The organism is Vulcanococcus sp. Clear-D1, assembly GCF_014654725.1.
Classification (GTDB): domain Bacteria; phylum Cyanobacteriota; class Cyanobacteriia; order PCC-6307; family Cyanobiaceae; genus Vulcanococcus.
Map to the genome: position 1 here is coordinate 94,305 of NZ_JACVZV010000038.1, position 26,303 is coordinate 120,607.

Sequence of the window (26,303 nt, forward strand, 5' to 3'; positions counted from 1 at the left end):
GCTGTTGCGTCGTCGCTGTGCGGGGGTTGGATGAAGGAACCGAAGCCTGGCTTGTATGACCACCACGCTCACGCGCCCCGATGGCGAAGGCAGCGTTCAGGTGCACCAGGAGGCTGGCCTCCAGATCGAAGAGGGGGCCTTGGTGATCGCTGTCTACGGCAAAGGCGGCATCGGCAAGAGCACCACCAGCTCCAACCTCTCCGCAGCCTTCTCCAAGTTGGGCAAACGGGTGCTGCAGATCGGCTGTGATCCCAAGCACGACAGCACTTTCACGCTCACCAAGCAGATGGTGCCCACGGTGATCGACATCCTCGAAACCGTGGACTTCCACACCGAAGAGCTCCGCCCGGAAGATTTCGTATTTGAAGGTTTCAACGGCGTGCAGTGCGTGGAATCCGGTGGCCCACCGGCCGGCACCGGATGCGGCGGTTACGTGACCGGCCAAACCGTCAAGCTGCTCAAGGAGCACCATCTGCTCGAAGACACCGATGTGGTGATCTTTGATGTGCTCGGCGATGTGGTGTGCGGCGGCTTTGCGGCGCCGCTGCAGCACGCCGACTACTGCCTGATCGTGACCGCCAACGATTTCGATTCGATCTTCGCGATGAACCGGATCATTGCGGCGATCCAGGCCAAGGCCAAGAACTACAAGGTGCGCCTCGGTGGCGTGGTGGCCAACCGCTCCAAGGACACCGACCAGATCGATCGCTTCAACGAGCGCGTGGGCATGAAAACGATGGCCCACTTCCCCGATCTCGACGCGATTCGCCGCTCGCGCTTGAAGAAGTGCACGATCTTCGAGATGGAAGCCACTCCCGAAGTGGAGGCGGTGCAGAATGAATATCTGCGCCTGGCCCAATCGATGCTCGACAGCGTGCAGCCCCTGGAGGCCGAATCGCTCAAAGATCGCGAGATCTTCGATCTGCTGGGCTTCGATTGAGCCCTCGGGCCCAGCGCTCCTGCCTCAGCCCCGGTTGCGCACCGGGTTGCTCAGGCATCCCAAGCCGCTGATCTCCACCTCCACCACATCGCCATCGCGGAGGAAGCGTGGTGGCTTGCGGCCGGCACCCACGCCGGCAGGCGTGCCTGTGAGGATCACGCTCCCCGCCAGCAGGGTGGTGCCCTGGCTGAGGTCGCTGATCAGGCGTGCCACCGAGAAGATCATGGTGCTGGTGCTGGCCTGCTGCACCACCTCGCCATTGAGCCGGGTGGTGAGCAGCAGATCTTGCAGATCGGCGATGCCACGGATCGGTGTGGGGTCACCCAGCGGGCAGAAGGTGTCGAAGCTCTTGCCGCGGCACCACTGGCCGCCACTGCCGTGCCACTGCCACCAGCGCTGGCTCACGTCGTTGGCGCAGGCCACGGCTGCGATCACCTCGCGGGCCTGGGCTTCGGGCACATCGCGGGCGTCGCTGCCCAGGATCACCGCCAGCTCCCCTTCGTAATCCACGCCGATGGGGGGATCGCGGTCGTCGGTGTGGACCACCGGCGGTAGTTCGATCGCTGCGCCGTTGCCGATCACGCTGGCGGGATTCTTGAGAAACAGCACAGGCCTCTCCGGCAGCTTGAGGGTGCCGGGGTCGGCCAGCTCGGCGGCGTGATCGGCGTAGTTCTTGCCGATGCAGAGGATGGCGGGAGGCCGGGCGGTGCCCATCTCAGGCCAGCCCCACCAGCTTCATCGATTCCTCCCACACCCCCACGGCGGTTTCAGGATTGCTGGCCTTATCGGAGAGCTCCTGGCTGAATTGCTTGCCGCCCTTCTTCTGGCGATTGCCCCAGCTCCAATGCACGCCGGAGGCGGCAAACTCAGGATCGGCCACCACCTGTGCTACCCGCTCTCCGGCCAGGGCCTGGCTTACGTAGCCGCCGGTGATGTTCTTCTGGAACCAGGGGAAGATCGTTTGGAACGCCTTGGGGGTATTGCGGAAGAGGGGCGTGTCAGCCACGCAGCCCGGATAGAGCGAGCTGAACACGATGCCGGTGGAGTCATGCAGGCGGCGGTGCAGCTCCTGGGTGGTGATCATGTTGCAGAGCTTGCTGTCCTTGTAGGCCTTGCCCGGCTTGAACGGCTTGGCATTCGCCATGGCGATCGGGGCCTTGAAGCCGGCCTTGAAGCCGCTCAGATCGCCCAGATCCGCGGGCGCTGGGATGGGGATCTTGCCGCCCAGCTCTTTGGAGTTGGCCGTCACGGTGCCGAGGATCACCACCCGGCGGGAGGGGTGCTGAGAGCGCTGCAGATCGGGCAGCAGCAGTTGGATCAGCAGGAAGTGGCCCAGGTGGTTGGTGGCCATCGAGAGCTCATAGCCCTGGGGTGAGCGCTCGGGCTCCTTCAGCCGCGGCTTGTAGACGGCGGCGTTGATCACCAGGGCATCGAGGCCAAAGCCCAGCGAGCTCACCAGGGTCTCCACACCCACCCGCACGCTGTCGAGATCGCCGAGGTCGATGCGCAGGTGATGCAGGCGCTCGCTGGGGATGCCGAGGGCATCGGCGGCGGCGGCAGCCCGCACGGGATCTCGGTTGGCCGTCACTACGGTCCAACCGCGCTCCACCAGGGCCTTTGTGGCATTGAGCCCCACCCCAGACGTGGTGCCGGTGATCAAGACAGCGCCGGGGCTGCTGCTGGAGCTGGATGCGCTGCTGCTGACCACCATGAAGCCCGGAATACGGCGGGCCTCAAATTATCGAGTGGGCTGCGGCTTCTCGGCGCTGGGCTGTGGCTGCTCAACAGTTGGAAATGGCGCGGCCGCCGTTGAGGGGCTTCCCTGGCCAGGTGTGGTCCACACCACCCGCATGCGATTGGGGGCGATCCACTGGTCTTGTTCCTGAATCAGCCGCTGCTCCCCGCCGGTGGTGAACAGGCTGTCGAAGCGTTGCTGCGCCTTGTTCAGCTTGGCCTGCTGGATGTTGAGCACCGCGGTGATCTCGCCATAGCGATCTAGGCGTTCGCGGTAGGCGCCGCCGAGCCGCACCAAGCTCACCACGGCCACCAATCCGAGGCCCACCTTCAAGGTGAGACCGATGCCACTGCAGAGCTTTTCCTGGGCAGGTGTGGAGGGCCGCAGGGAAGGCGGTGGCGTCAGCGTGGCCAGTGACGACGATCTTGGTGCGTGGCCAGCGGTGCTGCGCTTACCCCGTGGCGCGGATCGCTTCTGCGATGGCTGGGCGGTGCGGGGCAGGCTCAAGGCTTGCGGAGCGTGGTTGTGGCCCGCTTTTAGCAGGCCACAACCACGCTGCCAAGGGATCAGGCGCGGTAAAGGCTGGCGGCCAGACGAACGGCGAGCACACCCGCGTGGGCAGCCACCACCAGGGCAATCAGCACTTCGGCCTGGGTGAGGGACGTCATGGCCTGATTCAAAGCAGAAATCCAGCCCATTCTTCCGCAGTTGCAGGGCCTTGCCAGGGCTTGGCCCTTGGCCTGTCACAGCTCGACACCCCCCTCGTTCCAGCTGCTGGCTACGGTCGACTCCCATTGCCTGCCATTGCCTTGTCCCCTGCAGGACCCGTGTTGATCGCCCAGCAACAGGTGCTGGAGCGCAGCCTGGCCCCGCTGGAGCCCTGGTTTTCCCTGGAGCCGGAGGCGTTGCTGCAGCAGAGCGGCAGCCTTGAGCTGAATTTCGAGTGGCCTCGTGCCAGCGACGATCCCCGCGAGCTCTCTGAAATCCCGGAGCTGCGGGTGTGGAGCCTGCGGGCTGACGCCCTCTGCCCCTGGCTGCCGCTGTTGCTGGAGCGCAGCAGCGGCCAGCTCACCCGCCATGTGGCGATGCTCCTGCCCCACAGCTTCAGCCGCAGCGAAGGCATTCGCTTTGCGCCCGACAGCCTTGAGCTGTGGATGACCCATCGGCTCTTCCTGCTCGATCACTGGTCCCGGGGCCACGGCCTCAATTGCCGCGGCAACCTCGAGCAGATGTCAGCGGTGCTCGGCTTTGAGCTCGATGGCAGCTTCTGGCAGGGGCTCAGCTGAGGGCAAGAGTCACGGCCCTGCGCGTGGCATCCAGCGCCAGCAGCACGCACAGCAGCCGCAGCAGCCACACCAACTTCGTCTCGCTCACCGATTGCAGCCGCGAGGCCGACCACTGGGCGGCCACGGCGGCGGCGCCCCCGAGCAGCAGCCCCATGCCGAGGTTGCCCCGGCCATCGCTGGTGAAGGTCACCGCGGCTGTCGCCGCTGAGGCGCACACCGCGATCGTGCTCAGCCGGATCGCCTGATACACGCGGATCCCCAGGCCCTGCACCATCAGCGGCACCATCACCAGCCCGCCGCCAACCCCCAACAACCCGCTCGACCATCCCGCCACCAGGCCCACGCCGCTGAGCCCCGCCAAAGGGAGCTGCTCCGGGGCATCGCTCTGGTCGCTGCGGCGCGGTGCAATCACCAGGGCCAAGACGCCATACATCAAGGCCTGCAGGCCGAGCAGATGCCATCCCTCCAGGCCATCGCCGGCCCGGCTGAACACCAGCGCCCCCGCGATGGCCCCACCGGCAATGGCCAGCACGGCACGGGTGGGCACTTGGCCGCTGCGCAGGTGGGCCCAGCTGCCCGCCAGGGTGGTGGGCAGGATCGCCAGGGTGCTGGTCGCGAGGGCTTGGTGCGGCGTCAGCCCCACCGCGAGCAGCAATGGCGAAAAGATCAAGCCCCCGCCGATCCCCAGCAGACCCGAGAGCAGCCCTGCCACCAGGCCAAGGGGCAGCAGCGGCAACAGGTCCCAGGGCATGCGCGGCCGCGGCAAGGTGGTTCCAGCATCCCTGAGTGCTGTTGAGCGCGGCTGTGCCCTGGCGTTGGATTCCGCCGATCACGGCGCCGGCGGCCACCCAGATGGCGATCGATCGCTGGATGCTGCAGCAGCTGCTCGCCGGCGGACCGCCGATGCTGCGGCTGTATCGATGGAGTCGCCCGGCTCTTTCGCTGGGGCGGCACCAACAGCGTTGGCCGGCGCAGTGGCGCGATGAACCCCTGGAGCTGGTGCGTCGCCCAAGTGGCGGACGGGCCGTGCTCCATGCCGGCGAGCTCACCTATGCCCTGGCGTTCACCCCCCAGACGCGCGATCGCGAAGCGGTGTATCGCCATTGCTGCCAGTGGTTGCAGCAGGCTCTCGCCAACGCCGGAGAGCCGCTGCAGTTCGGCCAGGCCAGCCCTGCGGCAGCAGCCCAGCGCAGCAGCTGTTTCGCTACCGCCACGGCGGCCGACCTGGTGACTGCCCGTGGTGCCAAGCGCATCGGCAGCGCCCAGTTCTGGCATGGGCCGGCCTTGCTCCAGCACGGCAGCCTCTTGCTCGATCCGCCTGCGGCGCTCTGGCAGCGGCTGTTTCAGGCTGATCCACCAGCGCTGGCGCCCTTGCCATGGGGCCGTGAAGCGCTCGAGCAGCAATTGCGCGAGGCCGCCGAGGAGCACCTGTGCACGGAAGGCCTGATCAGTGAGCCCCTCAGCCCCGAGGAATGGGCGGCTGTGCGGGTGCTTGAACCCTTGAGCCGCGTCTGAGCGGGCTCAGCCTTCGCCGCTGGCTTCGATGCTGCGGGCCACAGGGGCCAGCCCCATCCCGAGCGGATACACGCCCTGGCGGCGGGCCGCTTCGAGGATCGCCTGGGGCAGGCGAACACCCAGCTTCTCCAACACCCGCTCAGCCAACTCCGGCCGCTCCAGCGTGCCGCTGGGGAGCCCCGCCGGGCCCATCACCAGCAGCCGCGGTGTGTCGGGCTGATCGAGGCGGAGCACGGCTTGCCAGAGCGGGGCCTCGGCACTGATCTGCGGCAGCTCATCGAGGGGCTGCAGGTGATCACCCACCCGCTCCTGCTCCCAACGCTGCACGGGCAGGTGTTGCAGGGGGGCATCGGTGATGAAGCCCTGCCATCGGCCCTGGCGAGTCACCAATAGCCAATCCGCCAGGCCATGGCCATCGCTCAGGCGCAGGCGGCTCAGTTGCTTCAGGGTGCTGTCGGCTTCCAGCACGCGGAAGCGGCGCTGGGCCGCATCTTTCACCTTGAGTTGGCGCAGCACCCCCTGCAGGGCGAGCAGCTGGCTCTGGCTTCGGGCGGCCCCGAGACCAAACCAGCCCAGCAGCATCAGCCAGAGGCCCCCCACGCTGGCCCCGCGCAGCAACAGCACCACGCCCAGGCCGATCGCCGCAAGCGAGAGAAAGCGGCCTGTGGCGGTGGCCACTTGGGTGCCTTTGCGCTGGCTGCCGCTGAATTGCCACACCAGCGCCTTGAGGATCAGGCCCCCATCGAGTGGCAGGCCGGGCAGCAGGTTGAACAGCGCCAGGATCAGGTTGAGGCCGCCGAGCTCGTTCACCATCGCGCCCAGCAGGGGCGAGGCATGGGCTGCGCTATGCCCCCCCGCCAGCAAGAGGGCTGCCAGGATCAGGCTCACCAGCGGCCCGGCAGCCGCCACCATCAGCGAACCGAGGGCGGTGGGGCACTCCCGCTCCACGCTGGCCACGCCCCCCAACAGAAACAGGGTGATGCTGCGCACCTGAACGCCCTGCTGCAGGGCCACCAGCGAGTGGCCCAGTTCATGCAGCAGCACCGACACGAACAACAGCACGGCGGTGAGCAGCCCCAGCCCCCACAGCTCGAGGCTGGTGCCGCTGCTGCTCAGCTGCTGGCTGTATTGCTGCTGGAAGGCCACGGTGGCCAGGCCCAGGATCACGAACCAGCTGGGATGGATGCGCAGGGGAATGCCGCGGATCGTCAGCAGCTGCCAGCCCTCGCCCACGCGGTGCGTCCCAATGGCTCGATCCTAGAAAGGCCTGGCTGCTGCGGCCGATTGCCATGCTGCTGAAGGTGTGCGGGCTCCGCTCAGCCCAACAGGCCGCTGCGGTAGCGGCCCTCGGAGCCGATGCCATCGGTGTGATTGGCGTGCCACAGTCGCCGCGCTGGCTGGCCCCGGAACATCGGCGGGCCCTGTTTGAGGCAGTGGGTGCGGCACGCCCGGGGTGCCTGGGCGTCCTGGTGGTGGCGGATCCCGCCGCAGCTGAGCTGCCGCACTTGGGGCCTGCGGCCGGCCATCAGGTGCTGCAACTGCATGGCGGCGAAACGCCCGAGCGTTGCGCTGAACTGCGCGATCAGCTCGGCCCTGAGCTGATCCTCTGGAAGGCCCTGCGCATTCGCAGCCAGGCCGATCTGGAGCGGGCCGCGGCCTACGCCTCCGTGGTGGATGCCCTCTTGCTGGATGCCTGGGTGCCCGATCAGTTGGGCGGCACCGGCCACCGCATTCCGATCGAATGGTTGGAGGGTTTCCGGCCGGCGCTGCCCTGGTGGCTGGCAGGCGGCATCACAGCGGAGCGAGTGCCCGCCGCGCTTCAGACGCTTCAGGCCTCACCGCCAGTAGGGGTGGATGCCTCCAGCGGCGTGGAGCGTGCTCCGGGTGATAAGGATCTCGATCGGGTGGCGCAACTCGTGGCTGCTGTGGCCGCATTCCGGCAGGATCGGGCCAACTGAAGGCCTCTCACATGCCCTTGTTCCTTGCCCTGTCTCCCCACACGCTGCGTTTGGCGCTGCCGGCCGCGGCTGCCGTGATCGCGGCGTCGCTCCCGCTTCAGGCGCAGGATCTGGTGGGATGCCGGCTGGTGGGCGCCACGCTCCAGTGCGTACCCGGGGTGGATGAGAGCCCGCAGCTGCAGATCGAGCAGCTGCAACAGCAGATCTCCACGGATATCCAGCTCGAGGGCGTCGTGCAGCAGCGCATCAACGGCTTGCAACAGCTGGTGCTCGAGGGCAACGCTGTTGTGGGTGCTGCCCTCACCGCGACAGCTGTGGCTGATGCCCAGGCCGCGCTGCCGACAGCGAACTACCACTGGTACCGGCTCAAGCCTGGGCAGCGCAGTTGGGTGTTGATTGAAGGTGCCAACGGCACCACCTACGTGCCTGCGCCGGTGGATATCGGCCAAAGCGTGATGGTGGTGGCCGTGGTCAACGACAACGGCACGGTGAAACGCGTGGCGTCTCAGCCGGTTGGCCCGGTACAGCCGTAGTAACCAGCGCAACGGGCTTCAGCGCCGCGAAAGTCAGTGCCGCGAAGTCAGTGCAGCAGGAGTGATTCCTGCTGCTTGACCAGCTCGAAGAATTCAGCCTTGAGACTGGGGTCGTGGCGGAAATCGCCGCGCACGACAGAATTCACCATGCTGGTTTGGGGTTCTTTCACGCCGCGCCACTTCATGCAGTAGTGCTGGGCCTTCACCAGAATTGCCAGGCCCTGAGGTTCACACAGGCGCTCAATTTCATCAGCAAGGATCATCACCGCTTCTTCTTGGATGTGGGGGCGTGAGAACACCCAATCCGCCACACGGGAGAACTTCGACAGGCCGATCACACGATCACCCGGTTTGATCCCAATCCAGCAATTGCCGAGGATGGGAACCAGGTGGTGGGAGCAGGCGGAGCGCACCGTGATCGGCCCCACGGTGTAGATCTCATCCAGCTTCTTCACGTTGGGGAAGCTGGCGATCTTCGGCTGCTCGTGATAGCGGCCTTTGAACACTTCGTGCAGATACATCCGAGCTACGCGCTCGGCTGTTTCTTCAGTGTTGTGGTCGTTGTCGATATCGATCACGAGGCTGCGCAGCAGCTCACGTACCTTGCCGGCCACCTCAATTTCGAGCTGTTCGAGCTCGCCCTCGGCGAGATGATCAGCGATGTTGTCGTTGGCGAGGTAGGGAACGCCAGTCGCTTCAAGACGATCGCGAATGCGGCGGCTCACGGGAGCCAGCTGGCCGGAAACGCTTGAAGGAAGAGTGGAAGTCATGGATAAATCCCGCGCGGCGAATCAGAGAACGCCAGCGGCGGGCATGAGGGTGATGTCCTCCGCGACTTGGGAGGCAGGTTGCTGGGCCAGAGACAGCAGCGCCTCGGCCACGCGTTCTGGGGCAAGCATGGCACGGCGATCAAAGGAACTGTGGACCGTTTCGCTGTCCCAGAGGGGCGTATTAACCGCACCGAGCGTGAGCGTGGAGATGCGGATGCCGTGCTGGCGCTCCTCTTCCGCCAGGCACCGGCTGAAGGAAGCCAGGGCCGCTTTGGTGGTGCAGTAGGCACCCCACTCGGGAAAGGCGTTGCGGGCAGCGTGGCTGCTCACATTGATGATCTGGCCGCCTTCCTGGCGCAGCGCCGGGAGCACCGACTGGCACACCTGAAACACGCTGGTGAGATTGAGCTGCAGCAGCCACTGCCAGCGATCCAGTGGCATTTCCGCCAGGTTGCCGGTGTAGGCCGCGCCGGCATTGTTGATCACCACGTTCGGGCTCAGCCCGCGGTTCAGCAGCTCCTTCAGGCCAGGCGCAATGGCGCCCGGATCTGACAGATCCACGGCAGCCGTCTCCACCCGCTGCCCGTGGCCGCGCAATTCGGTGGCGAGGGTGTCGAGGTCGGCTTGGGAGCGTGCCACCAGCAGCAGGTGATAGCCGGCCTGGGCAAAGGCCCTGGCTGCTGCCGCACCGATGCCCCGCGAGGCACCGGTGATCAAAGCGGTGGGAGATGAACGGGTGGAACTGGCGGTCAAACGGGCTGGACCACCAGGCGGCCGTCCACGAAACGAAAGGAAACCTTAAGAGCTGAGGCTGGCGTCTTGTTGTCCGGCTTCGAGGAAGCGGCCCATGCGCCGGAACTTGGCGTAGCGCTGGTCGGTGAGTTCGGTTTCGCCGAGGGACTGCAGCTCGCCGAGGTGGCGCAGCAAAGCTGCTTTCAGCGTTTCCGCCGCCTGGCGCGGCGCCCAATGGTTGCCACCGGAGGGCTCGGGGATGATGTCGTCGATGATGCCCAGCTTCTGGAGATCCGGGGCGGTGATCTTCAGCGCCTCGGCGGCCACCGGTGCTTTGCCGGCATCGCGCCAGAGGATGGAGGCACAAGCTTCGGGGCTGGCCACGGTGTAGACGCTGTGTTGGAACATCAGCAGGCGATCGGCCACGCCAATGCCGAGGGCGCCGCCGGAGCCGCCCTCGCCGATCACGGTGGCCACGATCGGCACCCGCAGGCGGAACATCTCGCGCAGATTCACCGCGATCGCTTCACCCTGGCCCTGCTCTTCAGCCGTGAGGCCGGCATAGGCACCGGGGGTGTCGATGAAGGAGAAGATCGGCAGGCGGAAGCGATCGGCGTGCTCCATCAGCCGCATCGCTTTGCGGTAGCCACCCGGTGAGGCCATGCCGAAATTGCGCGCCACGTTTTCCTTGGTGTCGCGCCCCTTCTGGTGGCCCAGCAGCACGACCCCCTGATCACCGATGCGGCCGACGCCACCTACCAGGGCCTGGTCATCGTTGCCGCGGCGATCGCCATGCAGCTCGATGAATTCATCGGTGACCACCTGGATGTAGTCGAGCGTGCTGGGGCGCTGGGGGTGGCGCGCCACCTGGATCTTCTGGGCCGGGCTGAGGTTGGTGAAGATCTCCTCGCGCCGGCGTGCCGCCAGGGTTTCCAGCTGCAGCAGCTGCTGGCTCACATCCACTTCAGAATCCTTGGCCAGCTGGCGGATCTGCTCGATCTGCTCCTCCAGCTCCACCAGAGGTTTCTCGAAATCAAGCAGCGGACGGCGGGCCATGGCAGCAGGAGAGAGGCTGGGCTGGGCTGAGAGGGCGTGGAGCTGGGTGGACGGGGCTCAGGCCGCCGCCAGTTGCACTCCGCCCTGGGCTGCTCGGCTCAGTTGAGCAGGGTTGAGTCCGATGGCCTGGAAGCCGTGGCGCAGCGAGGCATTGCCGATCAGTTCCATGTTGGCCAGCGAGATGTTGTTGCGCCCCCAGCTGAAGTTGGTGTGGATTCCCTCAAATTCCAGCAGCATTGCTTCGGCAAAGCAAGCGAAGAGCTGGCGCTTGGGGTTTTCCATCTCAGCCACTTCCATCATCTGCCAGCCGATGTCCTGCCAGAACTCCACGATGCCGCCCTTGAGCACGTGCACCCCATCGCCCGCCACCTTGGCGTCGAGGTTCTTCGGATAGCCGCCATCGATCATCAGGCAGGGCTTGCGCAGGCTGTCGTGATCGATGCTGAGGGTCTGGGGGAGGCTGGCCACCCACACCACCACATCGGCTTGGGGTAAGGCTTCCTCAAGGCTGAGGATCGTGCCGCCGCCCAGGGAGGTTTGCAGGTCTTGCAGGCGCTGCTGCTGGCGGGCCACGAGCAGCAGCTCACCCACACCCGTTTTTTGGCTGAGCCAGCGGCACACGGCGCTGCCGATGTCGCCGGTGGCGCCCACCACGGCCACCTTGGCCTGGCTCAGATCGATCCCGAGCAGCGGCGCATTGCGCTCCACCTGCTGGCAGATCACCCAGGCGGTGTGGGTGTTGCCGGTGGTGAAGCGCTGCCACTCGAGGGTGGTGTTGCGGATCTGCTGGAACTTCGAGAGGTCGTAGTTCTCGAAAATGATTGAGGTGAACCCGCCCAGGGCCGTTACGTTGATGCCCTGCTTCTGGGCCATCTCCATGGCGTTCTGCACCTTGCGGGTGGCCGTTTTGAAACGGCTCAGCATCTCCGGCACAAAGCAGGAGTCGATGTAGGTGCCCTCGATCGTCTTGCCGGTGCGGCTGGTCACCTGGAAGGTTTCCAGCAGCTGGGGCGGTGCGGAGCACCAAGCCAGCATGTCGGCCTCGGCCATCTCCTGGAGTCCCAGCTCGCGGGCCTTTTCCTGGGCCTGGGCGAAGCTGCTGGAGTGACCGATCAGACCAAACATGCGTGCAGATGCTCCTGGTGACACACCGGCCTGGAAGTCACCCGATTAAAGGGCAACGCCGGTTTGAGGCTGGCGATGCTCAGCCCACCAGGGCGGCGGCGGCCATGCGAGCGATCTCGCGGGTGCTGAAACCGATTTCGGTGAGGGCTTCCTGGTAGGCGATCAGGAAATCTTCGATCAGATCCTCCTTATCCATGTGCAGGACAGCGGCATCGGCGGCCACCTGATCCAGCATGCGGCGAATCAGGGGCAGGTTGTCGCGGTTGGCCTGCTCCAGCTCCTCACGGCAGCTCTCGAGATTGGCCTTGAGCCACTCCTGCCCGTAGTTGAGGTGGGTGTATTCGTCTTTCACCACGCCTTCGGTGATCTTGCGGGCGAAGGGGTCGGCAACAGGGATATAGATGTGATACGCCGAGATGGCAAACGCCTCAATCAGCAGGGCCTGGATCAGCAGGCAGGTGGGAACCTTGCCGGCCTCGAGGGCGGTGGTGAAGTTGTTGTGCAGTGGAGCAAAGAACTCCTTGGCGAAGGCCATGTCGGCGGTCACGCCGAGGTTGTTGGCGCAAGCGGTGAAGCCCTTCATGTGCTTGAGCTCCATGCGGGCCAGCTTGGTGAGCTCCTCGGCCTGATCAGGCAGCAGGGTGCCGATGGCGATGTAGTTGTCGTGGGCTTCCTGTTCGCCCTCGATCACGATCGCGTTGATACGGCTGTAGGCGTCCTTGTAGGTCTCGGTGGTGAAATCGGGCAGGTTGCCGGTTTCGGTGCCGAGTTCCGGGGCTTCAAGGGTCGCCATGGCTACCTGATCCACATCGCAATGGAGTCGACTGTAACCATCTCCTGCGGGTGTAGTTGGGCTTCTGAAAGCTTTTGAGCACCTGCGTTGATCCGGATCCAGGCTTGGATCAGCTGCTGGATCGGCCGCGCTCCCCCGCTGGCCTGGCTGCCCCTGGCGGCCAGGAGCTGCGGAGCAGAGCTGTGAGCAGCGCCTGCCAACCGCTCACCAGTCGCTCCTCCAGGGCTGCCCCCAGCTCGGCTGAGGCTCCCCGGCTGTCGCCCACCACGCCTGAGCTGGAGAGGTCGGTGGTGAGCCAGGCCTCCGGCACAGCGCCCTCCAGGCTCCAGCCCGGCGGCGGTGGCTCCTGCAGCAGCCCATCCACGGGGCGCTCCGCGCCCACCAGATCAGGCGCCAGGTGCAGCATCAGGCTGGTTTCGGCCAGGCCCGCGTGCAGCCCCTGGCTGCGTTCCGGCTCAGGGATCAGCTCCCCAACGCCTTCAGGGCCGCTCCAGAGGAAACAGGGCAGTACGGCCAGTTCCGGCCGGTTGGCCCGCAGTTGGCGGGCAGCCACTTGCAGCAGTGCGATCTGGCCGCCGTGGCCGTTGAACAGCACGAGCCGCTCGAACCCTGCATCCGCCAGTTGCGCTCCGATCACCTCGATCTGGCGGATCAGCAGTTCCGCCGGCAGGCTCAAGCTGCCCTTGAAGCTGAGGTGCTCGGGGGAGAAGCCCAGGCTCTGGGGTGGCAGGCGCCAGATCGGCAGCTCCGGCGCCAACCCCTCCAGCACCGCATCGAGCAGGCGGTCGGCAAACAGGGCATCGGTGCCCAGGGGCAGCTGCGGACCGTGTTGCTCGAAGGCGCCGAAGGGCCACACCACAGTGCTGCCTGGCTGAGAGGCAGCCTGCACCAGCTGCGGCCAGGCGAGCTGCTCGAGCCGCCGGCTGCCGGTTGAGCGGATGCGCTGCATGGGCGGCGTCTCGCGAGAGGGGTGGGCTGAGGGGGGCTCACTACAGTGTGGCGCTGTGCATCTGTGCTTGTTTCATGGCCGGTACTGGCAACCAGCAGCCCTCCCAGCCTTCGGCCAAGCAAGTTCAGTCGCCGCGCCCAGTGCCCCCGGCCTCCCCGCGGCCGCCGGTGGGGGGCGCGCCGGCCCGCAAGCCCCCCCAGGTGCTGCAGATCAATAAAAAAGAAGAGCAGCTGCAGCTCGAGCGCCAGGCCGCTGAAGCCCGCGCTGCCGCCGAAGCCGCTGTGCAACGCGCCGCTGAACTCGAGGACGCCGTGCGCGCCTCCCGCGGTGAGGCCCCTGTGGCCCCGCAACGGCCCAGCTCCCCTGCCGCCCCCGCCCGCAACCCCGGTGGTGACGACGAGCTGTTCGACATGAGCGGCTTCGAGGGGCTCTCCATGGCCGATCTGCTCGGCCCTGACGACAAGCGCGATCGCCGCGGTGGTCGCGCTGCAGCGGCTGGTTCGCGCTCCGCAACCCCGCAGCCGGAGCGCGCCGCCGTGCCCTCCCGCACCGTGGACGACTTCGATTTCGATGCCGACGCCTTCTTGGCGGCTCTCGATGAGCAGGAGTTCGTGGGCACCACCGGCGAAGTGGCCATCGGCACCGTGGTGGGCCTCGAGAGCGATGGCGTGTATGTGGATATCGGTGGCAAGGCCCCCGGCTTCATGCCGAAGAAGGAGTGCGGCCTTGGGGTGATTACCAACCTCAAGGAGCGCTTCCCCCGCGGCACCCAGGTGGAGGTGCTGGTGACCCGTGAGCAGAACGCCGACGGCATGGTGACCGTGAGCGCCCGCGCCCTGGCCCTGCGCCAGAGCTGGGAGAAGGTGCGCCTGCTCGAGAAGGAGGGCAAGGTGCTGCAGGTGAAGGTGAATGGCTTCAACCGCGGCGGCGTGACCGCTGATGTGGAGGGCCTGCGCGGCTTCATCCCCCGCTCCCAGCTGCAGGAGGGCGAGAACCACGAAGCACTGGTGGGCAAGACCCTGGGTGTGGCTTTCCTCGAGGTGAACCCCGAGACCCGCAAGCTGGTGCTCTCCGAGAAGAAGGCCGCCACTGCCGCAATCTTCCAGAACCTGGAGGTGGGTCAGCTGGTGGAAGGGCAGGTGGTGTCGATCAAGCCCTACGGCCTGTTCGTGGACCTGGGCGGCATCAGTGGTCTGCTGCACCAGTCGTCGATCACCGGTGGCCAACTGCGCGATCTGCGCGAGGTGTTCGGCCAAGGCGATCGGGTGAAGGCCCTGATCACCGAGCTCGATCCCGGCCGCGGCCGCATCGCCCTGAACACGGCCCTGCTGGAGGGTCAGCCCGGTGAACTCCTCATCGATCGCGACAAGGTGATGGCCGAAGCCGCCGATCGGGCCAACCGTGCTCGTAGCGTGCTGCGCCAGCAGGAACAAAGCGCCGGATGAGTCAGGCCACCGAGGAAGCGCGATCCAACGCCGGGCCCGCCGCCCAGCCCCCGCTGCAGGCCGACTGGGAGCTCGATTACTACTCCCGCCCGATCCTCGAGGCCGATGGCAAGAAGCGCTGGGAGCTGCTGATCTGCAGCACTCCCATCGATGGCGCTGCAGGCCAGGGGTTCCGCTTTGTGCAGAACTGCTCGGCCTCCAGCGTGAATTCGCAGTGGCTCAAGCAGACCCTGGAACAGGCCATGGAGCAGGCAGCCCGGGAGGGCTATGCCGCCCCCCGCAAGCTGCGTTGCTGGCGCGCCTCGATGCGCACGATGGTGCAGCGCGCTGCTGAGCAGCTGAGCCTGGAGTTGATCCCCAGCCGCCGCTGCTACGCCCTGGTGGAGTGGCTGCAGGAGCGCCAGGCCACGGTGTATCCCGCTGAGGAGGGCTACATGGCTGGGCCCCTGGCGCCCGCCCCCCTGCCGATTCAGCCGGTGGCGGTGCCTCTGCCGGAGGCCGCCCGCGGCGATCGCTGGAGCTGGGCTTCGCTTCCCCTCGGGGCCCTGCGGGAAGCGGCGGAGTGGGATGTGAGCTTTGCCGGTCTGGTGCCTCTCGCTGGCACCGGCGACGACGACGCCATGGTGAGCGGCCTGCGCCTGTTCAGTGCTACCCGCTCCCTGGCGATTGCTGGCTGGATTGCCGGCCTTGAGCCGGTGCGCCTGGAGGTGAGCGGCAACCAGTTGGTGCTGGAGGCCGGCCTGGAAGATCGCTGGCTGCTCGGCAACCTGGAGCCCGAGGAGGCCAAAGCCGCCGCCCAGGCCTTCCGCGCGGCCCGCGAGCAGGTGGGGGGTGTGCAGTTTCTGGCGGTGCAGAGCAGCGAGGCCCAAAACGGCTTCGATGGCTTCTGGGTGCTGCGCGATCTCCCCGACGCCTGAGGAAGCGGACCATGGCGGAAGCCGTTGATCCCCCTTTCGATCGCCCTGATTCCCGCTTCAATCTGCTGGAGGGGTGGACCTGGATCGGCTGCTACGGCGGCTACTACCTCCAGGCAGATCTACTCGCGGGCTTTGAGCACGGCTTCTTCACCCGCCAGTGGCAGGGCCGCGGGCCTGAGGTGCTGGCCGGGTATGTGAGCGCGGGCGTGAGTGTGCATCGCCCCAAGCAGGTACACAGCGCCCTGGTGCTTCCGGCCAGTGCTGCTTGCGCTGAACCCTGGCCGGAAGCCGATGGTCTGGTGAGCGATGCCGGTGGCCAGAGCCTCTGGGTGTGCGGTGCCGACTGCACGCCGGTGTTGATCGCCGATCCGCTCAGTGGCCGTGTGGCGGCCTGCCATGCCGGCTGGCGCGGGGTGGCGGGCGGCATTCTGTTGCAGGCGATGGCGCAGCTGGAGGCCGCAGGCTGCCGCCGGAGTGATCTGTTGGTGGCACTTGGCCCGGCCGTTAGCGGCGAGCGTTATCAGGTGGAACTCAGCGTGGCCCAGCAGGTGGCGGATGCGCTGCCCATGGCTGATGGCCGTGCAGATGCCATGGCAGAGCTGGAGCGCTGCGGCGCGCTGCTGAGCGACCCCGAACCCGGCCGCTGTCGCCTCGATATCCGCGCCGCCACACGCCGCCAACTGGAATCGGCCGGTGTGCCGTCCGGGCAGATCAGCGTGTGCCCGCTGTGCACGGTGGAGGAGGAGCTGCTGTTCCACTCCTGGCGCCGCGATCAGGTGAAGGCGGTGCAGTGGAGCGGCATCGTGTCGCAGCAGCTGCCCAGCTGAACGGGTAGGGGCCGTTTGGGCTCAGCGGCTCTCAGGATCGAGGGCGAACTCCAGATTCAGGCTGAGCTGCCCTGGACTCTCCTGCGCCCGGCGGCTCCGGGAGCGGCTTCCACGGGGGTGGCTGGTGCCGGTTGTACGGCTGGTGCCGCTGAACCAGCTGAGCAGGGCTTTCCAGCCCGCTGGATCCAGTCGTTCGAGATCCACGGCGCTGGGTTGAAGGGCGGAGGGTGGCTGGCTGGCCCAGAGATCCGCCCAGGCCACATCGCAGCCTGCAATGCGCTGGTAGCCAAAGGGATGGAGATGTCTCGGAAGGCGAGCCATGGCAGCTTCAACGTCTCCGATCCGGAGGCGTTGCTGTTCCAACGACTCCAGGCGCAGCCGGCGTGAGCGTTCGTAATCGAGCACCGGTGCGGGGTAGTCGGCCATGGCGGGCGGGGCCCCGAGTTGGTCGTTGGTGAGGCCCCGCAGTTCCGGCAGCCAGCGGCGGATGAACAGCCCCTGGGGGTCGCAGCGATCCACCGCCACCTGCCCCGGGTGGTAGATCCGCGTCCACGCCTTGCTTCCGTGGTACGTCACGCCCGCCTGCATCGCCCATTGGTAGTGATCGATCGGGCAATCGCCATCGATCAGGTGGCGCATGTAGTGCAGGGCCCCGAAGCGCCAGTCGATGCCGCAGAGATTGGAGAGGAAGCTGGCGTAGATGGCGCGGCTGCGGAAATTGAGTTCCAGCCAGCCCCCTTGTGCTCGCAGGCAGCGAGCTGCGGTATCCACGATCGGGAACCCTGTGCGGCCTTCGCGCCAGGCGGCGTAGAGCTCTTCTTGTTCAGCTGTCAGTCCCCCGGCGGCCTGATCTGAGCTCAGCCCCGCTGCATGGGGGCCTGTGCTGCTTCCCCCGGCCAAGCTGCCGCCCTCGAGCGGGCTCCAGAGCGCGCTCAACTCCAGTTGCGGCAGGTAGCGGAAGCGTTGGTGGATGGCGCAGCCCCAGCGCAGGCGGCTGGCCAGTTGCACGGCGCTGCGGCTGCGAGGATCGCGTCGCCCGCCTTCGCCGCCGCTGCGGGGCAGCAGCCAGGCCAGCCGTTGCAGGCACTGGCGCGGGGTGATCACCCCGAATTTCAGATAGGGGCTCAGCCCGGTGGTGACCTTGGCGGAGGGGTAGCTCAGCTCCCAGTAGTAGCTGCGCGAGGCGGAGCCTTCGCAGAACTGTTCGAGCCGCTGCAGGGCAGCGGCGCTGCCACCGGCGGGGATCGGCTTGGCATCGGGGCGCAGGCCCAGCTCGTTGAGGTTCGGCACCGGCAGATCGGGCAGTGCCTCAGAGGGGGCTGGCACCACCAGCCGCTCCGGTGCCGCTAGGGCGGGGTTGGCCATGGCCTGATGCCACTGGCGGCTCCAGTGGCTGTAGTTCATCAGCTCGCCGGTGGCTCCGGCGGGCTCCACCCAGTGCAGCGGAATGCGATGCGCGGCCAGAGCGCGGCTGACGCGGGCATCGCGCACCCGGCCCACCAGGCGTTCGCTGTCGGTGTGCGCGATCACGCCGTTGGCGCCACTGGCGCGCACGAGCTGCAGCAGCACATCAGCTGGATCGCCGCTGCGGATCAGCAGACGACCGCCGCGTTGGCGTAGCTCAGCATCGAGTGCCCGCAGGCACTCGAGCATGAACGCCACCCGGGCTACGGCCGTTTCGGGGTGAAACAGCAGATCCCGATCCAGCACGAACACCGGCAGCACAGCTCCGCGGCGGCTGGCTTGGCTGAGGGCTGCGTGGTCGCTCAGACGCAAATCGCGCCGGAACCACACCACCGTGCACGCCATGGCGTCTCACTGGCCGGCGAGAGGAGCTTCGCAGTCTGGTTGCAGGGCCTCGGGTGCGATGCGATAATGCAAATGTTGCATAACTAACAATCTGATGCTCACAGGAGCAGATCTTCTCGCCAAGGTCAAAGAGCTTGGCGATGTGAGCAAGTCCGACATCGTTCGGGCCTGCGGCTATGTGTCCACGAAGAAGGATGGCTCCGAGCGTCTCAACTTCACGGCCTTCTACGAAGCACTGCTCAATGCCAAAGGCGTGGAGTTTGGCGGCACGACCGGCAAGGTGGGTAAGGGTGGCCGCAAATTGAGCTTCACCACCAAGGTGCAGTTCAACGGCAACCTGATGGTGGGCAAGGCTTACACCGCTCTGCTGGATCTCAAGCCCGGCGACGAGTTTGAAATCAAGCTGGGCCGCAAGCAGATTCGCCTGGCACCTCTCGGTGCTGCCGACGAAGAAGAGTGAGGCCAACGGCTTCCGCCACGCGGATGCCATCCATCGCAGCAGAGAGGATGCCGCCTGCAAAGCCGGCACCCTCTCCCGCTGGATAGAGCCCGGGGGTGTTGGTGCTCTCCAGCTGTTCATTGCGAGGCAAGCGCACGGGCGATGAGGTGCGCGTCTCCACCCCCGTGAGCATCGCGTCGTCCATGGCATAGCCGGCGATTTTGCTGTTGAACGCCGGCAGCGCTTCGCGCAGGGCTGCGATCGCGTAATCCGGTAGCGCACTGCTCAGATCCGTGAGCGTGACCCCAGGTGCATAGGACGGCTGCACACTGCCGGTGGCAGTGCTGCTGCGGCCCGCCAGAAAGTCACTGAGGCGTTGGCCGGGAGCGGCAAATGTTTCGCCGCCCAGGGCGTAGGCCCGCGATTCCCAGTGCCGCTGGAAGGCCACTCCAGCCAGCGGATCGGCGGGGCCGTTGCCGTAGGGCTCTACATCCTCGGGCTCGATGTTCACCACGATGCCGCTGTTGGCATTGCGCTCATTGCGGGAGTGCTGGCTCATGCCGTTGGTTACCACCCGCCCGGGTTCTGAAGTGGCCCCCACCACCAGGCCGCCTGGGCACATGCAGAAGCTGTAGACGCAGCGGCCATTGCTGGCGTGGTGCACCAGCTTGTACTCCGCAGCTCCCAGCTGCGGGTGGCCGGCGCAGCTGCCCCAGCGCGCGGCATCGATCAGCGGTTGGGGGTGCTCGATGCGGAAGCCCACCGAAAACGGTTTGCGCTCCATCGCCACGCCCTGCGCCTGGAGCATCGCAAAGCTGTCGCGGGCGCTGTGGCCCACCGCCATCACCACCTGCTGGGCGGCGATGAAGCGCCCATCGGCGAGGGTCACGCCGCGAACCGAGTGGTCTTCAGGGTTGAGCTCCAGCCGATCCACGCGGCTCTCGAAGTGGATCTCACCCCCGAGAGCGGTGATCTGCGCCCGCAGGCCTCGCACCACCGTGGCCAGCTTGAAGGTGCCGATGTGGGGGTGGTGTAACACCAGGATCTCGGGATTGGCACCCGCCGCCACCAGTTCCTCGAGCACCTTGCGGCCCAGATGGCGTGGATCGCGCACCTGGCTGTAGAGCTTGCCGTCGGAAAAGGTGCCGGCGCCGCCTTCGCCGAACTGGGCGTTGGATTCCGGGTTGAACGGGCGTTTGCCCTGCCAGAAGCCGAAGGTGTCGGCGCTGCGCTCCTTCACCGGCTTGCCCCGCTCCAACAGCAAGGGCTTTAAGCCCATCTGGGCCAGCAGCAAGGCGCAGAAGTAGCCGCAGGGGCCAGCTCCCACCACCACCGGCCGCGGCAGATCGGCGTCAGCTGGTGCCTGAGCCACGAGCTGATAGGTGGTGTCAGGAGCGGGTTGCAGGTGCGGATCGCGCCCGAAGCGTTTGAGCAGCCGCTGCTCCTGAGCCGGTTCGAGGCCGAATTCCACGCTGTAGGCCAGCTGGATCGTGCTCTTGCGGCGCGCATCCACGCTGCGCTTCACCACCCGTGGCGGCTCCAGCAGCTGTTCAGGTGCCAGCTTCAACCGGCGGCAGAGGGCCTCGCCGATCGCTTCGGGCTCGTGGTCGAGCGGCAGCTTCAGTTCGTTGAGCCGCAGCATCAGCACACTCGCTCGCCTGTTCTGCATTCCAGCACCCGTGCTGCGGTGCTGTTTAGGGTCGATCTCGTTGTTGCAGCGCCCATGTACGCCACCTACTTCGGGGCCAACGGCTGGCTGCTGGAGCTGGGCGGTGTGAGGGTTCTGGTGGATCCGTGGCTCACCGGAGCGCTGCGCTTCCCACCTGGGGCCTGGTTTTTCGAAGGCCAGCTGCCGGTCAGCCAGCCGGTGCCGGAGGATCTCGATCTCTTGCTCTTGACCCAAGGGCTCGACGATCACGCTCATCCCGAAACCCTGCAGCTGCTGCCGCGCTCGCTGCCGGTGGTGGGATCGGTGTCGGCCGCAGCGAAGGTGCGCAGCCTCGGCTTTGAATCGGTGAGCGCCTTGCGGCCCGGCGAGCACTGCCGCCGCGGCGAGCTGCTGATTACCGCTACGGCCGGTGCCCCGGTGCCGCAGGTGGAGAACGGCTACCTGCTGGAGCATCCAGCGGGGTCGCTGTATCTCGAGCCGCACGGCTACCTCAGCCCCGATCTGCCGGCCCGCTCTCTCGATGCCGTGATCACGCCGGTGGTGGACCTGGGCCTGCCGGTGGCGGGCGCGTTTGTGCGCGGCCAGACCGTGCTGCCGCAGTTGCTGGAGCGCTTCTCACCGCGCACGGTGCTCGCGAGCACGGCGGGGGGTGATGTGACCTTCAGCGGACTGCTCACCCGGCTGTTGTGGATGAAGGGCAGTACGGCTACCGCGGCAGCCGCCATGCCGGCTGGCAGCGAGCTGATCGACCCCAAGGTGGGTCAGCGCTACGCCTTGGCTGCGGCCGATTAAGCCTGCCGGCCCCTGCTCTGAGCCAATGCTGCAGCTTTGCCGCACCCGGCATTGCGGCGGCTTGCGCTCCATACGGTGGCTGCGTTGTTCCTGCCCCTGATGCCTGATCCGGTTGCGCTGCGCCCCCTGATCCGGGATCTCCATGCTGCGGTGGTTGATCTGCAAGCCAGGCCGATCCCACCAGCCTGGGGACGCCTGCTCGTGTTGCTCGCCCTGCTGGCTGCTGGCGGAATCGGCTTTTGGCAGCTTCAGGCCTGGCCCCTGCGCCTGGCGGCAGCCCTGCTGGTGGCCGTGGCCGAAACGCTGCTGCTGATTGCAACGCACGAGGCCTGCCACGGCACCCTGCTGGGCCGGCCGCGGCTTGAGCTGGTGCTGGCGGCACTGATCAGCTGGCCGATGGCCTGGCCTTGGTTCACCTATCGGCTGTTGCATCGCTTGCATCACCGCTGGAATGGGCGCGACCAGCGCGACCCCGAGCGCATCCAGCACCAGCAGCCCGGGAGCTGGCGGCGGCTGGTGCTGGCGGGCGGTGCCGGTTTGATCCTGCGCACCCTGCAGGAGGCGTTGCGGCTCCAGGCGCAGCACCCGGCTCTGCGCCGAGCCCTGCTGCTCGATGGGCTCGGGATTGTGCTGGTGCAGGCGTTGATCCTGCTGCTGGTGATCCAGCACGGCCACCTGGTGGCCTATGCCCTGGGCTGGCTGGTGGTGGAGCGGGTGGCAGGGGCACTGCTGCAACTGCGGGGTGCCATCGAGCACTGGCACCTCTGGCAACCGCAATCCCATCCGTTGCTCAGCCAGTTGTATGGCTCCCGCACGGTTGCCGTTCCCAACTGGCTCAATGGCTGGCTGGGGGGATTGCCACATCACAGCGCTCACCATGCCTTCCCGGCGATTGCCACGGGCCGCTTGCCGCAGGCCACCGCGCGCCTGCAGGTGGTGTTGCGGGCCCATGGCTACCCGCCGTTGCCGTGGTGCCAGGGCTATGGCGAAGCGCTGAAACAGCTCGGCTGACCTCGCCAGACTGATGCGGCCAGCAGTTCCGCGCCATGGGTCTGGATCGCAGCGTGAGCTTGCTGGAGGCGAGCCGCTTCTGGTGGCAGCTGGGCTGGGTGAGTTTTGGCGGGCCCGCCGGCCAGATTGCGCTCCTGCACCGGGAGCTGGTGGAGCAGCGGCGCTGGCTGAGCGAGCGCCGCTATCTGCATGCCCTGAATTTCTGCATGTTGTTGCCCGGGCCGGAGGCCACCCAGCTGGCCACCTATCTGGGTTGGTTGATGCATGGCTGGCCCGGCGCACTGATCGCCGGCGCACTCTTCCTGTTGCCCTCCGCGCTGCTGATCAGTGCCCTGGCCTGGCTCTACGCCGTGTGGGGCAGCTGGCCGCTGCTGGCTTCAGTGTTTGCGGCACTCAAGCCGGTGGTGCTGGCGATGGTGGTGGTGGCGGCCTGGCGCCTAGCGCGGCGCACGTTGCGCACCCCCCTGCATGCACTGCTGGCAGCCGTGGCCTTTGTGCTTTTGCTGGCCTCTGCCTTGCCCTACCCCGTGCTGGTGTTGGGCGCGGCCCTGGTGGGTTGGCTTGCGGGTCGTTGGCGGCCGCGCTGGATCTTGCCTGCTGCAGCCGAGACGAGCGCTGCGCCAGCTGCCGAGGTTTCTGTCGATCTCGCTGTGGCCGGCCTGGCGCCACTGCATGGCGATCACACCCCCACCCCTGCCCATGCCCGCTTCAGCGGCCGCGGCATGTTGCTCACGCTCTTGGCTTGGGGACTGGCGACGTTTGCTCCGCTGGCGGCTTTGGTGCGGCTGGGGGGGTGGGATGGTTCGCTGGCGCTGATGGCGCGGTTCTTCAGCCAGGTGGCGCTGGTGAGCTTCGGCGGCGCCTATGCCGTGCTGCCGTATGTGGCCCAGGGAGCCGTGGAGCAGCACGGCTGGCTCTCGGCCAGTCAGATGTTGGATGGTCTGGCTCTGGGGGAAACCACGCCGGGGCCGCTGATCATGGTGCTCGCCTTCGTGGGCTTCATGGGCGGGTGGAGCACGGGTGTGGGCGGTTGGGCGGCAGCGGCCGTCACCGTGTGGTTCACCTTTCTGCCGTCGTTCGGGTTCATCCTGGTGGGGGCGCCACTGGTGGAGGCGAGCCGCGGCGATCAACGCTTCACGGCGCCGCTCACCGCGATCATGGCGGCACTGGTGGGCGTGATTGCCAGCCTGGCGGTGTGGTTCGTACTGCCGGTGCTGCTGCCAGCTGGCCACCTCGATGCCACGGCGGCGTTGCTGGTGCTGGCGGCGCTGTGGTTGTTGCTGCGGCAGCGCTGGGGGGTGCTGCCGCTCATCGGTTCAGCAGCCCTGTTGGGCGTGCTGCGCTTCGGCTTGGCTGAGCTTGTCCAGTAAAGGGGCCATCCAGGGTTGCCAGATGCCCCGCGCCAGGCTGTGTTGGCAGGGCTCATAGATGCGGCGCGCCCGGATGGTGTTGCGCAACAGCTGCAGCTCCTGGGCCGTGAGTTCAAGCGTGATGAAGGCTGCCATCAGCTGGCCTCAGATTGGGTGATCCAGCTGTAGATGGTCTGGGCAACATCGGGCTGCTGATGCTGCAGGAGTGCCGCTGTTGTTGCGCACAGTGCCGCGAGCTGTGGTTCGCTTGATCTGGCTCAGCCTTGCCCCGGAGCTGGCTGTGCTGCCAGATCGAGGGGGAATTGGTGAGCGTTGCGCTCGTGCATGGCCTCGATGCCAAGGTTGCCGCGGTTGAGCACATCGGCCCAGGTGGGAATCACGCGACCTTGATGATCGAGCACGGCATGGTTGAAGTTGAAGCCATTGAGATTGAAGGCAAAGCTCACCACGGCTAGGGCTGAACACCAGATGCCGATCACCGGCCAGGCGGCGAGCAGGGCATGCACCCTGCGGCTGTTGTCGGTGGTGGCATAGGGCATGATCAAGCGGCCCATGTAGGCGTGGGCAGCCACGATGTTGTAGGTGGGTTCTTTCTGGCCAAACAGATAGCCCCGGTTGATCGATTCTTCCTCGGTGGTTTCACGAATCAGGCTGCTGCTCACCAGCGAGCCATGCAGTGCCGCCAGAAATGCACCGCCGAAGCTGCCGGCTACAGCGAGCATGTGCAGCGGGTGCATCAGCACGTTGTGCTCAGCCTGCAGCACGAACATGAAATGGAAGGTGCCGGAGATGCCGAGAGGCATGCCATCGGCAAACGCTCCTTGCCCCAGGGGATACACCAACAACACGGCCATCGCTCCGGCCCAGGGGGCGGAGTAGGCCACGGCAATCCAAGGGCGCATGCCCAGCCGGTAGCTGAGTTCCCATTGGCGACCCATCCAGGCTGTGATTCCGATCAGGAAGTGGAACACGATCAGCTGATAGGGGCCGCCGTTGTAGAGCCACTCCTCCACGCTGGAGGCTTCCCATAGGGGATAGAAGTGCAGCCCGATGGCATTCGAGCTCGGCACCACGGCCGCGCTGATCAAGTTGTTGCCCCCTAGGAGCGAACCGCTCACCGGTTCGCGGATGCCATCGACATCCACCGACGGTGCGGCCACGAAGGCCATGGCGAACACGATCGTGGCCGTGAGCAGGCAAGGAATCATCAGCACACCGAACCAACCGATGTAGATGCGGTTGCCGGTGTTGGTGATCCATGCACGGAATAGGCGCCAGGGATGACTCCTGGCCGCAGAAGAAAGGCTTGTCATGGCGATTGGTGTGATGACACACGCCCCGACGATCTCTATGCGCTGGCGGGGCGGGTGCTGCGTGCAGTGCGGTGCAACGAGACGCTGATCCTGAGGTGGCTGCGTGCTGTGTCAGAGGACCGGATCAGTCCATGGCTCGTTGCGCCGCATTCAGGCTGGCCGGTTTCAGCTGGTGCCGGGCTCCCTGCCACCACCTTGCAGCGGCACTGCAGCCGATCGGTGCAGGCGGGTCCTGCGCACAGTGGCTGGCGTGATCAGGCTGGAGCAGTTGCTTCCCCTCGATGACCGCCGCGATCGTGATCCTGCTGGTGATCGGCACCCTGGTGGTGGTGATCATGCCGAGCCGGGAGGAGTTCACCTGGTTTCTGCGCCTCCGCCGGCCGCGTTGGCTCAGCTTTGAGGGATGGATCCCACTGATCTGGTTGGGCATCTATGGCTGCTTCTATGCCTCGTCGCTGTTGGTGTGGAACCGGACCAGCAGTTGGGGATTGATGGTGGGCTATCTGCTGTTGCTTGTGTTGGTGCAGAGCTACACCTGGTTGATCTGCCGAACCCGTCGCCTCGCCAATGGCACAGCCGTGGGCCTGGCTGGTTGGCTCTGGGGGGTGGCGCTCACCCTGGTGGTGGCCGGTTCGTCGCAACCCGCGGCCCTGTTGTTGATTCCCTACCTGCTTTGGAGTCCGGTGGGCACGCTTGTGACCTGGCAGATGCAGCGCCTGAACCGCTGATGCACCGCTGATGCCCCGGATCCGGACCTGCCGATGATCGTGCGCCTCGGTAAACCGGGAGCAGCGTCAGCGGTGGCTCGATGTTTCTGAAAACGCGGCACGACGGCTCCTTGATGGAGGTGTTGAGTCTTCCTGCCTTGTTTGATCCCTTCCTCACGCATCTGCAGGGCCGTCTCCATGCCGGCGAGGAGCTGCAGGAGCCCGAGCGATTTCTCAAGACAGATCTGATCTTTCCTTCCGGTGAACCGCTGCCGCGGTGCTGGCTCGATCCCCACTACAGCAAGCAATAAGCGGTTCTTGACCGGAATGGCTGAGTTGTTGCTCTCTTTTGGGAGTCGTAGTTGCTTGCTGATTTGCGCAGTTCTAGGCGTAGATCTGAGGGCTATTTCCCGCTTGGGAGCATCTTCTCTTCGCTACTCGACCCAGGCTGGTGAGTTGGATGGTCAGGGGGTGAGCGGTGCTCTTTCAGTCGGCGAAAGCTGATCTGTCGCGGTTAGATTAATTTGGTCTCTTCAGTGCTTCTGGGTTTGCTTGATCTAAGGAGACTCTGGAAAACCAGGGCCATTCGCGGGACAATGGTCCTGGGATCGC

General features: G+C 66.3%; 30 protein-coding genes. 14 read left to right on the forward strand and 16 right to left on the reverse strand.

The features are described 5' to 3' along the window. Positions 1–55: 55 nt before the first annotated feature. Positions 56–940, forward strand: coding sequence for a ferredoxin:protochlorophyllide reductase (ATP-dependent) iron-sulfur ATP-binding protein (gene bchL / locus H9532_RS15220; RefSeq protein WP_296370105.1), 885 nt, complete (start codon positions 56–58; stop codon positions 938–940). Between the two features lie 24 nt (positions 941–964). Here the strand turns inward: bchL and H9532_RS15225 are convergent, their stop codons facing one another. Genes H9532_RS15225 through psaM form a run of 4 tightly spaced genes read right to left on the reverse strand, consistent with a single transcriptional unit; the run spans position 965 to position 3,343 of the window. After that, positions 965–1,654, reverse strand: a complete 690-nt coding sequence (locus H9532_RS15225; protein ID WP_296370108.1) for a fumarylacetoacetate hydrolase family protein — start codon at positions 1,652–1,654, stop codon at positions 965–967. Position 1,655: 1 nt separating this feature from the next. Then, entirely contained in the window at positions 1,656–2,651 is a 996-nt protein-coding gene (locus H9532_RS15230) for a protochlorophyllide reductase (RefSeq protein ID WP_296370109.1), read from the reverse strand. A gap of 27 nt (positions 2,652–2,678) precedes the next feature. Next, on the reverse strand, positions 2,679–3,182 hold the full coding sequence (locus H9532_RS15235) for a hypothetical protein (protein ID WP_296370111.1): 504 nt from the start codon (positions 3,180–3,182) through the stop codon (positions 2,679–2,681). A gap of 59 nt (positions 3,183–3,241) precedes the next feature. After that, on the reverse strand, positions 3,242–3,343 hold the full coding sequence (psaM, locus tag H9532_RS15240) for a photosystem I reaction center subunit XII (protein ID WP_043717315.1): 102 nt from the start codon (positions 3,341–3,343) through the stop codon (positions 3,242–3,244). 141 nt (positions 3,344–3,484) lie between these two features. Between psaM and H9532_RS15245 the strand changes: the two genes are divergently transcribed. Next, positions 3,485–3,961, forward strand: coding sequence for a CRR6 family NdhI maturation factor (locus H9532_RS15245; RefSeq protein WP_296370116.1), 477 nt, complete (start codon positions 3,485–3,487; stop codon positions 3,959–3,961). On the opposite strand, the gene H9532_RS15250 is transcribed toward H9532_RS15245, so the two are convergent. Further along, positions 3,954–4,712 carry a sulfite exporter TauE/SafE family protein gene (locus H9532_RS15250; protein WP_296370117.1) on the reverse strand — a complete coding sequence of 253 codons (759 nt, stop codon included), beginning with the start codon at positions 4,710–4,712 and terminating at the stop codon, positions 3,954–3,956. The genes H9532_RS15245 and H9532_RS15250 overlap by 8 nt on opposite strands. Before the next feature lie 35 nt (positions 4,713–4,747). Between H9532_RS15250 and H9532_RS15255 the strand changes: the two genes are divergently transcribed. Continuing rightward, positions 4,748–5,476 (forward strand): lipoate--protein ligase family protein, encoded by a 729-nt coding sequence (locus tag H9532_RS15255; RefSeq protein ID WP_296370120.1) that lies wholly within the window; start codon positions 4,748–4,750, stop codon positions 5,474–5,476. Positions 5,477–5,482: 6 nt separating this feature from the next. Here H9532_RS15255 and H9532_RS15260 read toward each other — a convergent pair whose 3' ends face one another. Next, positions 5,483–6,709, reverse strand: coding sequence for a site-2 protease family protein (locus tag H9532_RS15260; RefSeq protein WP_296370121.1), 1,227 nt, complete (start codon positions 6,707–6,709; stop codon positions 5,483–5,485). Between the two features lie 56 nt (positions 6,710–6,765). Here H9532_RS15260 and H9532_RS15265 point away from each other — a divergent pair, with 56 nt between their 5' ends. Both H9532_RS15265 and H9532_RS15270 read left to right on the forward strand, forming a co-directional pair. Continuing rightward, positions 6,766–7,434, forward strand: coding sequence for a phosphoribosylanthranilate isomerase (locus H9532_RS15265; protein ID WP_296370123.1), 669 nt, complete (start codon positions 6,766–6,768; stop codon positions 7,432–7,434). Between the two features lie 11 nt (positions 7,435–7,445). After that, positions 7,446–7,967: a hypothetical protein gene (locus tag H9532_RS15270; RefSeq protein ID WP_296370126.1), complete on the forward strand. Its 522-nt coding sequence runs from the start codon at positions 7,446–7,448 to the stop codon at positions 7,965–7,967. Positions 7,968–8,014: 47 nt separating this feature from the next. Here the strand turns inward: H9532_RS15270 and folE are convergent, their stop codons facing one another. The 6 genes from folE to H9532_RS15300 all read right to left on the reverse strand — a co-directional run bounded on the left by folE (position 8,015) and on the right by H9532_RS15300 (position 13,392). Continuing rightward, entirely contained in the window at positions 8,015–8,737 is a 723-nt protein-coding gene (gene folE / locus H9532_RS15275; RefSeq protein WP_296370128.1) for a GTP cyclohydrolase I, read from the reverse strand. A 21-nt stretch (positions 8,738–8,758) separates the two neighbouring features. After that, on the reverse strand, positions 8,759–9,490 hold the full coding sequence (locus H9532_RS15280) for an SDR family oxidoreductase (protein WP_296370130.1): 732 nt from the start codon (positions 9,488–9,490) through the stop codon (positions 8,759–8,761). Positions 9,491–9,535: 45 nt separating this feature from the next. Next, positions 9,536–10,525, reverse strand: a complete 990-nt coding sequence (locus tag H9532_RS15285; protein WP_296370132.1) for an acetyl-CoA carboxylase carboxyltransferase subunit alpha — start codon at positions 10,523–10,525, stop codon at positions 9,536–9,538. Positions 10,526–10,582: 57 nt separating this feature from the next. After that, positions 10,583–11,650: a long-chain acyl-[acyl-carrier-protein] reductase gene (locus tag H9532_RS15290; RefSeq protein ID WP_296370134.1), complete on the reverse strand. Its 1,068-nt coding sequence runs from the start codon at positions 11,648–11,650 to the stop codon at positions 10,583–10,585. A 79-nt stretch (positions 11,651–11,729) separates the two neighbouring features. Beyond that, the gene (locus H9532_RS15295) at positions 11,730–12,443 is read right to left on the reverse strand and encodes an aldehyde oxygenase (deformylating) (protein WP_296370137.1); all 714 of its coding nucleotides are present in this window, start codon (positions 12,441–12,443) and stop codon (positions 11,730–11,732) included. A gap of 109 nt (positions 12,444–12,552) precedes the next feature. Beyond that, the gene (locus H9532_RS15300; RefSeq protein ID WP_296370138.1) at positions 12,553–13,392 is read right to left on the reverse strand and encodes a creatininase family protein; all 840 of its coding nucleotides are present in this window, start codon (positions 13,390–13,392) and stop codon (positions 12,553–12,555) included. 74 nt (positions 13,393–13,466) lie between these two features. On the opposite strand from H9532_RS15300, the gene H9532_RS15305 reads away from it, so the two are divergent. From H9532_RS15305 to pgeF, 3 genes are read left to right on the forward strand one after another with little or no spacing between them, the layout of a single operon-like run. Beyond that, on the forward strand, positions 13,467–14,837 hold the full coding sequence (locus tag H9532_RS15305) for a S1 RNA-binding domain-containing protein (protein WP_296370140.1): 1,371 nt from the start codon (positions 13,467–13,469) through the stop codon (positions 14,835–14,837). Next, positions 14,834–15,754, forward strand: coding sequence for a Tab2/Atab2 family RNA-binding protein (locus H9532_RS15310; protein ID WP_296370142.1), 921 nt, complete (start codon positions 14,834–14,836; stop codon positions 15,752–15,754). The genes H9532_RS15305 and H9532_RS15310 overlap by 4 nt, the downstream gene beginning before the upstream one ends. An 11-nt stretch (positions 15,755–15,765) precedes the next feature. Continuing rightward, positions 15,766–16,581: a peptidoglycan editing factor PgeF gene (gene pgeF / locus H9532_RS15315; protein ID WP_296370144.1), complete on the forward strand. Its 816-nt coding sequence runs from the start codon at positions 15,766–15,768 to the stop codon at positions 16,579–16,581. Positions 16,582–16,602: 21 nt separating this feature from the next. Here pgeF and H9532_RS15320 read toward each other — a convergent pair whose 3' ends face one another. Next, on the reverse strand, positions 16,603–18,390 hold the full coding sequence (locus H9532_RS15320) for an FAD-binding domain-containing protein (protein WP_296370146.1): 1,788 nt from the start codon (positions 18,388–18,390) through the stop codon (positions 16,603–16,605). A 94-nt stretch (positions 18,391–18,484) separates the two neighbouring features. Here H9532_RS15320 and H9532_RS15325 point away from each other — a divergent pair, with 94 nt between their 5' ends. After that, positions 18,485–18,850, forward strand: a complete 366-nt coding sequence (locus H9532_RS15325) for an AbrB family transcriptional regulator (RefSeq protein ID WP_296370148.1) — start codon at positions 18,485–18,487, stop codon at positions 18,848–18,850. Here H9532_RS15325 and H9532_RS15330 read toward each other — a convergent pair. Then, positions 18,789–20,471, reverse strand: coding sequence for an FAD-dependent oxidoreductase (locus H9532_RS15330; RefSeq protein WP_296370149.1), 1,683 nt, complete (start codon positions 20,469–20,471; stop codon positions 18,789–18,791). The two genes, H9532_RS15325 and H9532_RS15330, sit on opposite strands and share 62 nt — an antisense overlap. Before the next feature lie 81 nt (positions 20,472–20,552). Here H9532_RS15330 and H9532_RS15335 point away from each other — a divergent pair, with 81 nt between their 5' ends. The 3 genes from H9532_RS15335 to chrA all read left to right on the forward strand — a co-directional run bounded on the left by H9532_RS15335 (position 20,553) and on the right by chrA (position 23,671). Then, complete coding sequence (locus H9532_RS15335) at positions 20,553–21,290, forward strand: MBL fold metallo-hydrolase (protein ID WP_296370151.1); 738 nt, start codon at positions 20,553–20,555, stop codon at positions 21,288–21,290. Positions 21,291–21,389: 99 nt separating this feature from the next. Further along, complete coding sequence (locus H9532_RS15340; protein ID WP_296370153.1) at positions 21,390–22,301, forward strand: fatty acid desaturase; 912 nt, start codon at positions 21,390–21,392, stop codon at positions 22,299–22,301. Between the two features lie 35 nt (positions 22,302–22,336). Beyond that, positions 22,337–23,671: a chromate efflux transporter gene (gene chrA, locus H9532_RS15345; protein ID WP_296370155.1), complete on the forward strand. Its 1,335-nt coding sequence runs from the start codon at positions 22,337–22,339 to the stop codon at positions 23,669–23,671. Here the strand turns inward: chrA and H9532_RS15350 are convergent. Continuing rightward, positions 23,618–23,806, reverse strand: a complete 189-nt coding sequence (locus tag H9532_RS15350; RefSeq protein WP_296370157.1) for a hypothetical protein — start codon at positions 23,804–23,806, stop codon at positions 23,618–23,620. The two genes, chrA and H9532_RS15350, sit on opposite strands and share 54 nt — an antisense overlap. Before the next feature lie 122 nt (positions 23,807–23,928). Next, positions 23,929–24,984 carry a photosystem II q(b) protein gene (psbA, locus tag H9532_RS15355; RefSeq protein WP_296370158.1) on the reverse strand — a complete coding sequence of 352 codons (1,056 nt, stop codon included), beginning with the start codon at positions 24,982–24,984 and terminating at the stop codon, positions 23,929–23,931. A 281-nt stretch (positions 24,985–25,265) separates the two neighbouring features. Here psbA and H9532_RS15360 point away from each other — a divergent pair, with 281 nt between their 5' ends. Together H9532_RS15360 and H9532_RS15365 are read left to right on the forward strand one after the other, a co-directional pair. Beyond that, positions 25,266–25,712: a tryptophan-rich sensory protein gene (locus H9532_RS15360; protein ID WP_296370161.1), complete on the forward strand. Its 447-nt coding sequence runs from the start codon at positions 25,266–25,268 to the stop codon at positions 25,710–25,712. 80 nt (positions 25,713–25,792) lie between these two features. Beyond that, positions 25,793–26,002, forward strand: coding sequence for an acetyltransferase (locus H9532_RS15365; RefSeq protein WP_296370164.1), 210 nt, complete (start codon positions 25,793–25,795; stop codon positions 26,000–26,002). Positions 26,003–26,303: the final 301 nt, after the last annotated feature.

Excerpts from the sequence above, each read along its gene's own strand:
- bchL (WP_296370105.1), top strand. The coding sequence starts at position 56 with ATGACCACCACGCTCACGCGCCCCGATGGCGAAGGCAGCGTTCAGGTG.
- H9532_RS15225 (WP_296370108.1), bottom strand. The coding sequence starts at position 1,654 with ATGGGCACCGCCCGGCCTCCCGCCATCCTCTGCATCGGCAAGAACTAC.
- H9532_RS15230 (WP_296370109.1), bottom strand. The coding sequence starts at position 2,651 with ATGGTGGTCAGCAGCAGCGCATCCAGCTCCAGCAGCAGCCCCGGCGCT.
- psaM (WP_043717315.1), bottom strand. The coding sequence starts at position 3,343 with ATGACGTCCCTCACCCAGGCCGAAGTGCTGATTGCCCTGGTGGTGGCT.
- H9532_RS15250 (WP_296370117.1), bottom strand. The coding sequence starts at position 4,712 with ATGCCCTGGGACCTGTTGCCGCTGCTGCCCCTTGGCCTGGTGGCAGGG.
- H9532_RS15265 (WP_296370123.1), top strand. The coding sequence starts at position 6,766 with ATGCTGCTGAAGGTGTGCGGGCTCCGCTCAGCCCAACAGGCCGCTGCG.
- H9532_RS15270 (WP_296370126.1), top strand. The coding sequence starts at position 7,446 with ATGCCCTTGTTCCTTGCCCTGTCTCCCCACACGCTGCGTTTGGCGCTG.
- folE (WP_296370128.1), bottom strand. The coding sequence starts at position 8,737 with ATGACTTCCACTCTTCCTTCAAGCGTTTCCGGCCAGCTGGCTCCCGTG.
- H9532_RS15285 (WP_296370132.1), bottom strand. The coding sequence starts at position 10,525 with ATGGCCCGCCGTCCGCTGCTTGATTTCGAGAAACCTCTGGTGGAGCTG.
- H9532_RS15290 (WP_296370134.1), bottom strand. The coding sequence starts at position 11,650 with ATGTTTGGTCTGATCGGTCACTCCAGCAGCTTCGCCCAGGCCCAGGAA.
- H9532_RS15295 (WP_296370137.1), bottom strand. The coding sequence starts at position 12,443 with ATGGCGACCCTTGAAGCCCCGGAACTCGGCACCGAAACCGGCAACCTG.
- H9532_RS15300 (WP_296370138.1), bottom strand. The coding sequence starts at position 13,392 with ATGCAGCGCATCCGCTCAACCGGCAGCCGGCGGCTCGAGCAGCTCGCC.
- H9532_RS15305 (WP_296370140.1), top strand. The coding sequence starts at position 13,467 with ATGGCCGGTACTGGCAACCAGCAGCCCTCCCAGCCTTCGGCCAAGCAA.
- H9532_RS15310 (WP_296370142.1), top strand. The coding sequence starts at position 14,834 with ATGAGTCAGGCCACCGAGGAAGCGCGATCCAACGCCGGGCCCGCCGCC.
- pgeF (WP_296370144.1), top strand. The coding sequence starts at position 15,766 with ATGGCGGAAGCCGTTGATCCCCCTTTCGATCGCCCTGATTCCCGCTTC.
- H9532_RS15320 (WP_296370146.1), bottom strand. The coding sequence starts at position 18,390 with ATGGCGTGCACGGTGGTGTGGTTCCGGCGCGATTTGCGTCTGAGCGAC.
- H9532_RS15325 (WP_296370148.1), top strand. The coding sequence starts at position 18,485 with ATGCTCACAGGAGCAGATCTTCTCGCCAAGGTCAAAGAGCTTGGCGAT.
- H9532_RS15330 (WP_296370149.1), bottom strand. The coding sequence starts at position 20,471 with ATGCTGCGGCTCAACGAACTGAAGCTGCCGCTCGACCACGAGCCCGAA.
- H9532_RS15335 (WP_296370151.1), top strand. The coding sequence starts at position 20,553 with ATGTACGCCACCTACTTCGGGGCCAACGGCTGGCTGCTGGAGCTGGGC.
- H9532_RS15340 (WP_296370153.1), top strand. The coding sequence starts at position 21,390 with ATGCCTGATCCGGTTGCGCTGCGCCCCCTGATCCGGGATCTCCATGCT.
- chrA (WP_296370155.1), top strand. The coding sequence starts at position 22,337 with ATGGGTCTGGATCGCAGCGTGAGCTTGCTGGAGGCGAGCCGCTTCTGG.
- H9532_RS15350 (WP_296370157.1), bottom strand. The coding sequence starts at position 23,806 with ATGGCAGCCTTCATCACGCTTGAACTCACGGCCCAGGAGCTGCAGCTG.
- psbA (WP_296370158.1), bottom strand. The coding sequence starts at position 24,984 with ATGACAAGCCTTTCTTCTGCGGCCAGGAGTCATCCCTGGCGCCTATTC.
- H9532_RS15360 (WP_296370161.1), top strand. The coding sequence starts at position 25,266 with ATGACCGCCGCGATCGTGATCCTGCTGGTGATCGGCACCCTGGTGGTG.
- H9532_RS15365 (WP_296370164.1), top strand. The coding sequence starts at position 25,793 with ATGTTTCTGAAAACGCGGCACGACGGCTCCTTGATGGAGGTGTTGAGT.